This window comes from Streptomyces sp. NPDC002206 (assembly GCF_053593595.1).
This window is the reverse complement of sequence record NZ_JBSFCW010000053.1, coordinates 16446-28709: the sequence shown is the minus strand read 5'-3', so window position 1 is coordinate 28709 and position 12264 is coordinate 16446. Positions and strand designations below refer to the sequence as shown.

At 66.7% G+C, this 12264-nt stretch carries 12 protein-coding genes and 1 pseudogene; 1 reads left to right on the top strand and 12 read right to left on the bottom strand.

The features are described from left to right. Nucleotides 1–251 precede the first annotated feature (251 nt). The 11 genes and pseudogenes from ACWCP8_RS38825 to ACWCP8_RS38775 form a co-directional block, all read right to left on the bottom strand. Entirely contained in the window at nucleotides 252–1037 is a 786-nt protein-coding gene (locus ACWCP8_RS38825; protein ID WP_356006185.1) for a pirin family protein, read from the bottom strand. After that, nucleotides 1034–1318 (bottom strand): hypothetical protein, encoded by a 285-nt coding sequence (locus ACWCP8_RS38820; RefSeq protein ID WP_451121182.1) that lies wholly within the window; start codon nucleotides 1316–1318, stop codon nucleotides 1034–1036. Before ACWCP8_RS38820 ends, ACWCP8_RS38825 begins: the two co-directional genes overlap by 4 nt. A gap of 248 nt (nucleotides 1319–1566) precedes the next feature. Beyond that, entirely contained in the window at nucleotides 1567–2019 is a 453-nt protein-coding gene (locus ACWCP8_RS38815; RefSeq protein WP_356006183.1) for a hypothetical protein, read from the bottom strand. Between the two features lie 136 nt (nucleotides 2020–2155). Further along, nucleotides 2156–3010: an NmrA/HSCARG family protein gene (locus ACWCP8_RS38810; RefSeq protein WP_451121180.1), complete on the bottom strand. Its 855-nt coding sequence runs from the start codon at nucleotides 3008–3010 to the stop codon at nucleotides 2156–2158. 174 nt (nucleotides 3011–3184) lie between these two features. Next, a pseudogene (locus tag ACWCP8_RS38805) lies at nucleotides 3185–3702 on the bottom strand (MFS transporter); the annotation flags it as partial. Nucleotides 3703–3791: 89 nt separating this feature from the next. Continuing rightward, nucleotides 3792–4559, bottom strand: coding sequence for an SDR family NAD(P)-dependent oxidoreductase (locus ACWCP8_RS38800; RefSeq protein WP_451121178.1), 768 nt, complete (start codon nucleotides 4557–4559; stop codon nucleotides 3792–3794). A 56-nt stretch (nucleotides 4560–4615) separates the two neighbouring features. Further along, a complete protein-coding gene (locus tag ACWCP8_RS38795; protein ID WP_451121176.1) occupies nucleotides 4616–5590 on the bottom strand; it encodes an alpha/beta fold hydrolase in 975 nt (324 codons plus the stop codon). A 1-nt stretch (nucleotide 5591) separates the two neighbouring features. Continuing rightward, a complete protein-coding gene (locus ACWCP8_RS38790) occupies nucleotides 5592–6791 on the bottom strand; it encodes a hypothetical protein (protein WP_451121174.1) in 1200 nt (399 codons plus the stop codon). Beyond that, nucleotides 6791–7789, bottom strand: coding sequence for an ABC transporter permease (locus tag ACWCP8_RS38785; RefSeq protein WP_451121172.1), 999 nt, complete (start codon nucleotides 7787–7789; stop codon nucleotides 6791–6793). Before ACWCP8_RS38785 ends, ACWCP8_RS38790 begins: the two co-directional genes overlap by 1 nt. Further along, nucleotides 7786–9357: a sugar ABC transporter ATP-binding protein gene (locus ACWCP8_RS38780; protein WP_451121170.1), complete on the bottom strand. Its 1572-nt coding sequence runs from the start codon at nucleotides 9355–9357 to the stop codon at nucleotides 7786–7788. The genes ACWCP8_RS38785 and ACWCP8_RS38780 overlap by 4 nt, the downstream gene beginning before the upstream one ends. Before the next feature lie 23 nt (nucleotides 9358–9380). Next, a complete protein-coding gene (locus ACWCP8_RS38775; RefSeq protein ID WP_451121168.1) occupies nucleotides 9381–10544 on the bottom strand; it encodes a substrate-binding domain-containing protein in 1164 nt (387 codons plus the stop codon). Nucleotides 10545–10955: 411 nt separating this feature from the next. Between ACWCP8_RS38775 and ACWCP8_RS38770 the strand changes: the two genes are divergently transcribed. Beyond that, complete coding sequence (locus ACWCP8_RS38770) at nucleotides 10956–11534, top strand: TetR/AcrR family transcriptional regulator (RefSeq protein WP_451121166.1); 579 nt, start codon at nucleotides 10956–10958, stop codon at nucleotides 11532–11534. A 42-nt stretch (nucleotides 11535–11576) separates the two neighbouring features. Here the strand turns inward: ACWCP8_RS38770 and ACWCP8_RS38765 are convergent, their stop codons facing one another. After that, the gene (locus ACWCP8_RS38765; RefSeq protein ID WP_451121164.1) at nucleotides 11577–12233 is read right to left on the bottom strand and encodes a TetR/AcrR family transcriptional regulator; all 657 of its coding nucleotides are present in this window, start codon (nucleotides 12231–12233) and stop codon (nucleotides 11577–11579) included. Nucleotides 12234–12264: the final 31 nt, after the last annotated feature.

Here is a 12264-nt window from a genome sequence, read left to right as displayed (position 1 = left end):
TCCTCGCCGAGTATCAGGAGCACTACAACTGCCACCGGCCACACCGATCACGAGACCAACGACCACCCGAAGCCCCGGAACAGCCAGCGGTGTTGGACGATCGCGTGCCCCGCAGGCTCCTGCGCACCCGCGTCCCCGGCGGGGTCATCAACGAGTACCGATACGCGGCTTGAGCTGCAGCGATGACTTTTCGAGCCCCACAGGGAAGAGTTCCATGCCCGTACTGTCGTGTTGGCTGGTCATGGTGGCGCTCACCAGCCCGCGATCGTGGCGTGCATCTCCCAGACGAGGATCTCGGCGCCCTCGGGGGAGGAGACCTTCTGGCCGCCGGTCGCGGTGAGGCGTACCGCGTCTCCCTTTTCGAGGAGGCCGACACCTTCCAGGGCGACCTTTCCCTCGGCGACGAACAGGTGCAGGAAGGGGGCGTCGGGCAGCTGGATCTCGCCGCCAGCCTGGATGCGGGCGGCGTGCAGGGCGACGTACTTGTTCTGGATACGGATCGCCGTCGCGTCGGTGTGCTGGCCCATGCCGGAGGCCACTGTGACCAGACCGCCCTTGAGCAACTCGTCGTCGATCTCCTGCTGTTCGTAGCCAGGCTTGATGCCCGCCTCGTCTGGCACCACCCACATCTGGATGAAGCGGACCGGCTCCTGGTGCTCGTCGTAGCGGGCATGGTCGTACGTCCAGGAGTCGTTCTTCTCCGAGTGGAGGATCCCGGAACCAGCGCTCATCCGCTGGGCGAGCCCTGGGTAGATCACGCCATTGTGGCCGGTGGAGTCCTGGTGGACCAGGGAACCGCGCAGCACCCAGGTGACGATCTCCATGTCCTCGTGCGGATGCGTCTCAAAGCCGGTGCCGGGCGTGACGATGTCGTCGTTGGAGACGAGCAGCAGTCCGTGGTGGGTGTTGGCCGCGTCGTAGTGGTGCGAGAACGAAAAGGATTGCCAGGAGTCCAGCCAGCTGATCTCCGTATGGAAACGGTCCTTTGCCCGTCGTACGTCCAGAGTGGGCTTGAGCGGCGCCGCGGTGGGGGTCATGACAGGTGCTCCTCGCCGACGGTGACGTGGGGATGGGCGGATCCGGCGAGCACCTCGGCGCTGACGTCGACGACGGTCACGTCGGTGAGCGGCGGCCCGGAGGGGTGCAGTTCTTCGAGGGGCGCGGGATTCGTCGCCCCGGGCTCGCCCTGGCCCTCAGCGAGCTCCGCGTAGTGACGCTCGGCGACCTCGGCGCAGATCGAGGCGATCGACTCGCACAGCGGACTGCCGATGTCCGCGGCGCTCAACCCCATGATCATCTTATATCTGAAGTCGCTCACTCGGCTCTCCTGGGCTCGTCATGGACTGTCGTCACAGCATTCGGCACTGGGGGGTCGCGGGCCACTTTGGGAACCGACGGCGAGCCGATCGGGCGGTGAGTCCGGCGGTGGACGCCTCGTGAGGGCAGAGCCTGTACGGAGCGATGCCCCGTGGGGGCGCACTCCCCCGCTCGTACAGCGGAAGAGGTCAGGGATGACGCCAGAGCGAGATACGAACACCCCGAGCAGGGAGGACGGCCCGTACGCGGTCACCGGAGGTGTGCCGGTGACTGAGTAGACGATCGTGGCCGACACCGAAGGCCGCCCGCGCTTGTCCCACAGTTCTCGTACGCGCCAGGGCTCGCAGCACCGGCGCCTTGTCGTCGGTCGGTGGGCAGCGGGAGGACGGCCTCCCCGACGCCCGTCTCGGTGCGCAGAGCGCACAGCACAGCCAGGTGGTCCCGGGCGTGCGACCGGTGCGCGGCCCAGCCGGCGCCGTGGTCCTCGGCCTCGTCACGGTTCCACTCGGCTCCAGGCACAGCGTGAAGCGGTCGGGGCAGGTGGTTCGAGGTGGTGCCCTGCTGGGCGAGGACGGTTGGGTCGTGCTGCGCCATCTGGATGATGCCGGTGCCGAGTCCGAGCCACTCGGTCACCGTGGCCACCTGGGCGAAGGCGCCGGAAATCGGGCGTGCCGCGTCGGCGTACCGGCCAAGCACCAGCATGCGTATGTGCTCGGGCAGGAACAACCCTGCGCAACCCGCCTGCCTCCGGCTCTTGGCCGAGCCGTACGGGGCTGATGCTCACGCCGGCCACTGCGATCATGGAGGAGATCCGCATGGGGCTCATCGGTCGGCTCGTTCAGCGACGCGGCGTGGGCCAGCGCTGCTCGGCGGCCCACTCGGCGAAGGGCGTCCAGGAGATCTGCGGGAACTTCGCGCGCAGCCGGGGGATGTCGACCTGGTAGCCGGTCTCGGCCAGATACACGAACATGGCGCCCATGTCGGAGTGGGAGGCCCGCAGTGACTCCAGGGGGGTGACGCGGACCTCGACCAGCCCGCCGGCAACGCGCCCGATGACCTCGGCCATCTGGGCGGGTGTCGGCTCGTCTCCGGCCACCTCGATCCGCTGTCCCAGCCAGCGCTCCCGGTCGGCAATCACGGCGGCAACGAGGAGGCCGTAGTCGCGACGGCTCACCTGCTGGAGTGGCTTGTCCGCCGGGACGCCCGTGGTCATCACCCCGGCGGCGATCTCGTCTACCGAGCCGTAGGCGTTGTCGTAGAAGTACGACGGCGCGACGACCGTGGCGGGGATCTCGGAGGCAGTCAGCGCCGCCTCGACCCTGGCCTTCGTCTCGAAGTGCGGGATGCCGGTGTGCCGGTCGGCGCTCGCCACCGACGCCATCACCAGGTGTGGCAGTCCGGCGCGCCTAGCCGCTTCGATGATCGCTTCGCCCTGGCGTACCTCGGCGTCGAGTCCCGCTTCAAAGGGAGTGGTCAGACCGAAGGCGGCGCCGACGCCGGTGAACGCGGCGGTGAGGGAAGCGACATCACTCATATCGCCCTCGACAACCTCGACCCCCTGCCCGGCTAGGGCGTGCGCCCGCTGCTCACTGGCATCCCGCACCACCGCCCGCACAGGCACCCCCTGCGCGAGCAGCGCGGCAACGACATGACCGCCCTGCCCTCCGGTCGCCCCCAGAACCGTGACCGTCATGGTTTTTCCTTTCCTCTGCCCGCTCTAACGGACCTTACGCTGTAGGTGGGTTGGTTCCGGTCACTCGTAGGATCGGGAGACCCAGGGAAGCCTTCCTCATCTGCTGGCGACGGCTCAAGAAACGCCGACCATGATCATGATCCTGTTACGAGCTCTATTCCTTCAAGAACGCCAGGCACCGGCGAAGGGGGCAAGTGCAGCGGCGATGCCGGTCGGCGCAGCCAGGAGACCGGACAACGTCTGTAATGCGAGGTGCCCCAACGATCGGTTACGGCAGTGGCCTGGAGCAACGTGAGGTTGCCGCGGACATGCCGCATCGAGAGGACAACCAGCAGGGAGACGGGCCCGAAATGACCGCGAGCGCCCCGGTGGTGACGCCGCCGAGCGCGATCAGGACGGCCGTCCGAGCGGCTGGCCTCGTGCGGCGTACACAGTGCGGCCGAGAGTCTGTCCGGCGCCCCCGAGGCCGAGACCCCGGGCAGCCTGGCTGCTGGAGTGGCCGTGCTGCAGCAGGAGCGGCACCAGGGCGACGACCATGGCATAGACGGAGGCGCTGAGAGGGTCGTGGCGAAGGCGAGCATCCAGAACGGCCTGCTGCGCGCCACGGTGACTGCGCTCCACGCGTCGGGGGCAAGGGTTGGCGGTGCCGCTGGTCAGGGGGCCTTCAGTACGAGGGTGTAGCTGGGGATCGTCTCCCGCGCATGCGGGGCGCTCGACCGGGATTCCCGGTGGAGCGCCCCGCATGCGCTGGAAACAGTTCCGGCGTGGTGGGGCGTATGGGTCAGTTTTCCGGGAAGAGGGGCCAGCCGGCCATGAGGCCGCCATCGAGGGTGAGGATCTGGCCGGTGATGTAGGAGGCCTGGTCGGAGCCGAGGAAGAGGACGGCGTCGGCGATCTCCTGGGGGGTGCCGGGTCGGTGCATTGGCAGGATGGAGTTCACGGCGTCGCGTGTGGTGTCGTTTGCGGTGACGCGCTCGTACATGGCGGTCCGGGTGAAACCAGGTGCGACGGCATTGACCCTGATGCCGTGGGCGGCGGTCTCGAGGGCGGCCGCCTTGGTGATACCGGTCACGGCGTACTTGCTGCCCACGTAGAGGGCGGCCTCGGGGAAACCGATCTGGCCGTAGACGGAGCTGACGTTGACGATGCTGCCGCCGCCGCACTCTTTCATGATGCGGATCTCGTGCTTGAGGCTCAGCAACGTTCCGAGCACATTGGTGTCGAAGGTGTCTTCGTATGTCTGCTCGGTGACCTCTGTGACTGAGCCCCGGGCACCCTCGGTGCCCGCGTTGTTGAAGGCTACGTCGATGCGTCCGTAGAGCTGGACGGCCTGGTCCATGAGGTTCTTCACGTCCGCTTCGAAGCGCACGTCGGCCCGGACGAACGCGGCTCGCCCGCCGAGTGCTTCCAGCTCCTTAGCGAGTTGCTCGCCGGCGGTCTGGTGACGCCCGGAGACGACGAGATCAGCGCCCTGGCGCGCGTATGCGACCGCGGTGGCGTGACCGATGCCGGTCAGCGCACCGGTGATCACGACAGTGGGGACAGGCATGGTGGAGTCTTTCCTCCGGTCTGCAGGGATGGGGGGAGTCGTGAGTTGAGCAGTGATCACATTCCAGAGCGCCCGCCCTGCGGTTCGGCTGTGTGGCATGGTGTGTCCCGCCAGAACCGTTCGATTGCCTGGAACATCTCCTCGGGGCACTCCTCAGGCAGGTGGTGGCCGATGCCGGCGAACACCTGGCTGTGCACGTGGTCGCTGAAGCGGCGCATCGTGTGGAAGAGGTTGTCGGCGTCGGCGTATTCGCCGCCCAGCGTGAGGATGGGCATCGGGAGCGGGCGTGTCGTCCGCTCGGCGCTGGCTTTCCGGCCGGCCGGGCTGAGGACGTGCCGGTAGTACTCGAGTCCGGCGCGGACGGCGCCCGGCTTGCTGAAGACCCGCAGGTATTCGTCGAACGCCTCGGAGTCGATGGTCCACGTTCTGGCGAGTTTGGCCGGGCCGAAGAACCACGAGAGGAATTCCCGCTCCCGGCCGTGGATCAGTGCCTCCGGTAGCCCCTCGACTCGGTTGAAGTAGAAGTGCCATTGGCGGTGGACCATGCTGATGTCCGGGTAGCCGGCCGGAGGATCGGGCGAGACGCCCGGTATGTAGGCGTCCGAGAGAACGAGGCGACGGACGTCGCGCGGGTACTCCGCGGCCAGCGCGTGTGCGATCCAGCTGCCGGTGTCGTGGCTGACGATGTCGACGCCGCCGTCGCCTGCGAGGGAGAGCTGCTCGATGAACGCGTGGAGGTCGGCGGCGGCCGTTGCGAGGTCGTAGCCGGCCGATGGCATGTCGCTGTCGCCGAATCCCCGCGGATCGATGGCGTAGACCCGGCGGCCGGCCGCGACGAACATGGGGATCATGTATCGCCATGCGTACCAGCTCTGCGGCCAGCCCGGCATGAGGACGACCGGCTCGCCCTCGCCGGCGACGACGTAGTGGAGGCGCACATCCTCCGCCACGGGTACCAGGCCGTGCTCCAGCTCTTCGCGGATATCGGCGAATGCCCTGGGCGGAGCGTACGGCGGTGTGGGCTCAGGCATGTTACGCATCCTTTTCCGACAGGGCGTGAACCGTTGTACGCGTTATGCGCTGGTGGACGGCGCGGTTGTATGCGGTGATCGGCTCGACCAGCTCCCGGTACGGCTCGTCCAGGTGGTCCTTGAGCCCCCATCCGCGCACCGGGTTTTCGACGTAGCCGCACCAGTGCCAGCCGGTCAGCCATGGCTCGTGGATGACGGCGTCGAAGGCATTGATGTAGTTGTCCGCGCGTTCCGTCTGATCGGCGAGCCCGTCCCAGCGTCTGGCGTGCAGTTGTGTGGGGGCGCTGTTTCCGACGTCGGCGAGGATGACGGGTTTGCCGGTCGCCTCTGCCCAGCCCGCGAGGTCGTCGCGCATGCGTTGCAAAGCTTCGGCGGTGCTCCCCGGGAAGTACTGGATGGACAGAACATCGATGTGGGGGGTGGCCGCCTGCAGGACGACCTCGGGGATTCCCTTGTTGCCGTTGTAGCGGTCACCGAGGATCAGGTGGTCCGGGTCGGCCTTGCGGACGCTGGCGGTGGTGACCTCGTAGTACTTGCGGGCTATGTCAAAGAGTCTGCGTTCGTACGCGGCAGGCGAGAGGCCTTCCAGGCCTGGGAAGTTCCGTCCGGAGGCGTGCGGGAGCCAGGACGGAATGTCGACGAAGAAGTAGCCGATGAGCCGGTCGTCGTCACGGTGCTCGGCGCAGATGCGTTGGGCCAGGTGATCGCAGTAGTCCTGGAAGTCGGTGGAGAAGACGTCGGGGAAGCCCGGGTTGCCGTTCCAGTTCTCGATCTCGGCGAAGCGGAGGGTCTGAACGTACGGCAGGCGGGCGTCCCTGAGTTCGTGGGCGGCCCATCCCTGCGAATGCCGCAGGTCGATGTGGTTCATCCAGTCCGCGTCGATCTCGTAGTCGCCGGCCACCCACTGCTGGGTCCAGCCCAGCGTGTTGAAGCCGTAGGCGGTCAGGTCCCGTAGCGGTCCTTCCTGAATCCAGGTGGACCGTGACCCGTACCGCTCGCTCCAGACGTGGTGGTTGTGTGGATACTTGAGGTCGGTCTCCTCGGCGTGGTTCAGACCGAGGGAGAAGAAGCCGTGGCCCTTTGGTGTGATGAGCCACTGCCGTCCGTCGACCTGCTCGGTCCTGAAGAAGCCGGTAGCGGTGGAGGTGACCGCGGTCGTTCCTCCGTAGATGTCCGTGGGGGAGGCGCTGTAGAGGCTCATTACTCTGCTTTTTCTCTGTTGAAGGCGACGGCGGCGACGATGATGGCGCCCTTGACGATGAGCTGGATGGACGGCGCGACTCCCGCGAGGACGAGGCCGTTGTTGAGGATCCCGATGATCAGGCTCCCCAGGACCACGCCGAAGATGGTTCCGCGGCCTCCGAAGAGACTCGTCCCGCCGAGGATGACGGCTGCGATGACGTCCAGTTCCAGCCCCTGCGCCACGTCGGGCCGGGCCGCGTGGCCGCGTGCCGCGAGGATCAGTCCGGCCAGACCCGCGAGAGCGCCGGTGAAGGCGAACGCGATGAGTGTGACGCGCCTGGTGTTGATGCCGGAGTAGCGGGCGGCCCGGGCGTTACCGCCGGTGGCGATCAGTTTGCGCCCGAAGGTGCTGAGGTGGAGCACGATCCCGCCGGCCAGGACGACGAGCAGGGTCCACAGGATCGGAGTGGAGACGGACGCCAGGGCGCCGTCGTTGTAGATGTTCCAGAAGTCGACGTTGGTGACGAGGACGGGCGAGGTGTCGCTCAGGAGGAGCGCGACACCTCGTGCCGCTCCCATCATGCCGAGCGTCACCAGGAACGAGGGGATCCGCAGTACGGCGACCAGTACCCCGTTCACCACCCCGACGAGGAGGCCGCACAGGAGCCCGGCCAGCGTGCCGAGCCACCAGACGCCTGCCACATCACGCATCACGATCGCGGCCACGACCCCCGACAGCGCGAGGTTCGACGCGACCGAGAGGTCGATCTGGGCGGTGATGATGACGAGCGCCATACCGACCGCGACGATCGTGACCAGCGCCGTCTGGCGGGCGATGTTGGCGAAGTTCCCGGCGGAGAAGAAGACCGGCGACGCGACCGAGAAGCCGACGATGAGCAGGACGAAGGCGCTGTAGAGCACGAACGGCTGCTCTCCTGTGGGGAAGAAGCGCCGCAGTCGGCTGTGCGGCCTGGCAGGCCCTGCCTGATCGGTCTTCGGGGGCAAGGTTGTTGTCATGACTGCTGCTCCTGGACGAGTTCATGGAGATGCTGCTCGTTGCGCACCTGGGACCGGGGAAGGACCGATGTCACGCAGCCGTCGGCGACGAGGGCGATGGTGTCGCACAGCAGGAGGAGTTCATCGAAATCCGACGAAGCGACCAGGACGGCGGTCTTGTCGGTGGCGGCCAGGGTGCGGACCGCCTGATAGATCTCGGCGCGTGCGCCGACGTCGACACCGACTGTGGGCTCATCGAGCAGCAGGACGCGGGGAGCCGGGTCGAGCCACTTGCCAAGGACGATCTTCTGTTGGTTGCCGCCGGAGAGCGCCCCGACGCGTTGCCGTGCGCTGGGTGTCCTGACTCCCAGGTGCTCGATGACGGAGTCCGAGCGGTGATGCGATGCGCGGCGTTGGAAGAGCCCGTACCGGGAGAACCGGCGCAGGTGGGGAAGGCTGATGTTGTGCTCGATGGAGTGCTCGAGGACGAGACCGTCGGCGTGCCTGTCCTCGGGGATCAGCGCTATGCCGCGGCGTATGGCGTCGGCGCAGTTGCGCAGGACGGTGCGGTGCCCTCCGATGGATACGGTGCCGCTCGTGACCGGCAGCAGGCCGAAGACGGTTTCCAGGAGTTCGGTCCGGCCGCTGCCGATGGTCCCGGCGAGACCGACGATCTCTCCCTGACGGGCCGACAGGTTCACCTCTCGCAGCCGCGTGTTGGAGACAGACCTCAATTCGACGGCGGCCGAACCGAATTCGGGATTCCCCATGGGCGCGTCGTCGGCTTGGGCCGCGTTCGTTCTGGATCCGACGATGGCGTCGACGAGCTTGGGCATCGTGCTGTCTGCGGTGTCGAACGTAGCGGCGTTCCTGCCGTCTCGTAGGACGGTCACTCTCTGCGTGAGGGTGAAGATCTCCTGCAGGCGGTGCGTGACGTAGATGACGCCGACGCCTCGGGCGGTGACATCGCGGACGGCATCGAAGAGGACGTGCTCCTCTTCGGCGGTGAGCGACGAGGTCGGCTCGTCGAGAACCAGGATGTCGGCATGCCCGATCAGTGCTTTGGCGATCTCGGTCAGCTGGCGATGTGCGAAGGGCAGGGAGCTGACGAGCGCCTCGGCCCGCAGCGGCAGGCCGTACTGCTCGATGAACTCACGGGATTGGCGCATGATCTCCCGCTGGTCGACGAGCCCTGCCGCGTTCCTGGGCTCGCGGCCGAGGAAGAGGTTGGCGGCGACCGTCATGCTCGGGACGAGACTGAGATCCTGATAGACGACGGCGACTCCGGATGCGCGCGCGGCCTGCGGGGACGCGTCGTCGAGGTGTCGTCCCCGGACGCGGACCGTGCCGCTGGTCCTTCTTTCGACTCCGGCCAGGATTTTGATCAGTGTGGACTTGCCGGCGCCGTTCTGACCGAGGAGTCCGTGCACCTCACCGGCGCGCAGGTCGAAGTCGACGCCCTTGAGGGCCTGGACCGATCCGTACGACTTGGCGATGTCCTTCATCCGCAGCAGTGGTTGGGCGGCCGAGTCGTGCGGGGGCTCGATCCGCGGCACCGGTGGGCCGCTCGGGGGAGGGAGAGCGTTCATGGTTGGCACTTTCGATCGGCGCGCTAGCGATTCGAGTCGCAGGCGTGGTTCTTCCGGCATGTCTCGGTGAGCTGCGCGGGCGGGTTGCCGTGGTAGACCTGCCGCCAGGCGTCCAGGACGTTGTTCTGGGTGACCGGAACGGCGGGGAAGGCGATCCACTGGGGCACCTGCTTGCCCAGGAGCGATGCGATGGCGGCCTTGGCTTCGGCCTTTCCCTGGTCGTAGGGGACCTGGGCGCCGACTGCCTTGATCATCCCGTCGTTGGCCATGTCGAGCGCGACGTCGGACGCGATGTTGACGGACGTGATCGGAAGGCTGCGGCCCTGAGCGCGCAACGCGCTCTCGATCCCGGTCGCGGGGACCTCCCACTCGGTGAACATGCCCTGCACGTCGGGGTTGGCCGTGAGGAAGTTCGCCGCTTCGTCGCCGGCCTTGGCCGGATCGAGGAATTCGACCTCCTTGATTTTGATGTCCGGCCTGTTGGCCTTCATCCAGTCGACGAAGCCTGCGCGCCTGTCTTCCGTGACGCGGAAGTCGACCCCGAAGTGGAGCACACCGACCGCGCCGCCGCGTGGAATGTACGCGGCCAGGGCCTTCGCGCCGACCGCTCCGTCTCCCTGGTTGTCGGACGAGACCATCGCTTGGTAATCGGCGGGATACCGCATGCCCTTGGGCACGTTGTCCATGAGGATCAGCTTGATCCCGGCACGAGCCACCTGCTTGTACGTTGCCGAGGTGGCGGTGTCGTCGACGGGGATGCTCAAGATGGCGTCCGGAGCCTTCTGGATCATGTTCTGGATGCCGGCGACCTGCTTCTCGACGCTGTAGTCCGGATCGACGACGCCGACCACCTGCGCGTTGTACTTCCGGAGTTCGTCGGTGATACCGCGCACCTGCTCCGTGGACCACTCGACATTCATGGTCTGCATCACGATGCCGACGCGGAACTTTTCCGTCTTGGCCTTCGCGATGTCGCCGGGTGTCAGAACGATGGAGTCGGCGGGCCGTCCTTCGGCCCCGTCCGGGCCGCGTCCGACGATGCCCCTGGGGGCGAGGCCGGCCGCATTGACCTTGGCCAGCGGATCGTCCTGCCCCGTGGTGCCGGCGCTGTTGGACGAGCTGCAGGAGCAGAGTGCTGCGAGGCACGCAGCGACCGGCAGTGCTATCAGATGCCTTGCTCTCTTCATCGAGATTTCTTTCCTCAGTCGCGTCAGCGGTCTGCAGCGATGGTGGAGGAGAACGGTCATTCTGACTAGAGAAGCACTATGTGAGGTGGAACACACGGCTGGTGCCGTGGTGTGATCGCACGCTGAGGACGGTGCGCTGTCCACGAGTCTCACCAATTGCACCCGACCGCAGATACAAGCAGGCTGACCTGCAGAGACGACGAGATGATGGCCCTCGCGGCATGGTTGGACGAACGCCAGAGCGAGGCTTGGTCGAGCGGCCGGATCGCTGCGGCATAGCGCCGTCCACCCGCTGCCGGATTGGCCTACTCGGAGGTACACTCTCACTGAAGTAGACCGGTCAGGCACATCAGTGGAGACAGGGGCAGGGCAGTGGAGGGGAACCGCGGAGGAAAGGGTCGGGCGGAGTCAGTGACGGAACGAGCCGCAGGCGGTCCCACGCAGTCGGTCACCCGCAACAAGATCCTGCAGACGGCAGATCGCCTTTTCTACAGCGAGGGAATCAGGGCGGTCGGAATCGACCGGGTGGTCACCGAATCCGGTGTGGCCCGGGTGACCTTCTACCGGCACTTCCCCTCCAAGGACGCCCTCGTCGTGGCCTATGTCGGGCTGAGGCTGCAGCATGACCGCGATGAACTGGCTGAGCTCAAGGAGCTGTACCAGGAGCCGAGGGAGGTGCTCCGCGCCATCGGCCGGCGCCTCTACGAGGAGGCGGCCGCGGCCGGGTTTCGCGGCTGCCCGTACTCCAACGTCTCGACCGAATTCTTCGACAGGAACCATCCGGTGCGGGATGCCACGCTGCAGCATCGCGTCTGGTTCATGTCCGAAGTGGAGCAGATGCTGCAAGCGATGGGTCATCCGGCGCCCCCCGTGGCAGCCGAGCGACTGCTGATGCTCCGTGCCGGGGCGATGGCCATCGCGGCGAACAACGGCTGGGAACGGCCGATGTGGAAGGTCTTCCTCGACACCTGGAACGACGTCATCGGCTGACGGCGCGGCAGTATGCCAGCCCTCGGGACGAGGGCTGCGAAGTCAGGTCGCGGGCGAGGCGGTAGAGGCTTTTTCGTTTTCTTCCTTCGCGCCGTCCCACAAGCTGAGGGCGGCGCGTACGGTGTCCTCGAGTTCCGCCCTGCTGTGGCCGCCCTTCGCCTGCACTGCCATTCCCTGAATCAGGGTTACCAGCAAAGACGCGGTCGCATCGGCATCCAGGCCCCGCGGCAGCGGCCCGTTCACGCTCGTCTCCCGCAGACGCTCGCGCAGAGCAGGCCAGATCAAGTCGCGCTTTCGGGCAAGCTCCTCGCGAATGGGGTCACTGTCGGGACCGCAGGCCAGGGCCCCGTTCGTTTCCAGGCATCCAGGCGGGGTCGACTCCCCGGTATGCAGCGTCGCGATGCCGTACAGAAGTCTTTCCGCGATGCGCTTGGGCGTGGTCTCGGCCAGTGCCTGGACCCGGAAGTCCAGGTAGTCGGAGTGGTAGAGCTCCAGTGCTCGCTGGAACAGTTCCTCTTTGCTGCCGAAGGTTCGATAGAGGCTCGTCTTGCCCAAGCCTGTGGCTTTCATGAGAACGCTCAGTGAAGCGCCTTCATACCCGTATTTCCAGAAGGCGAACATCGCATTCTGGAGGGCCTGTTCTTCGACGAAGGTCCGCGGCCTGGACAATTCAACCGCCTTTCTTTCGAGCCTTTCCACTGGACGACTCATAGCCTGGGGGATCGCGCAT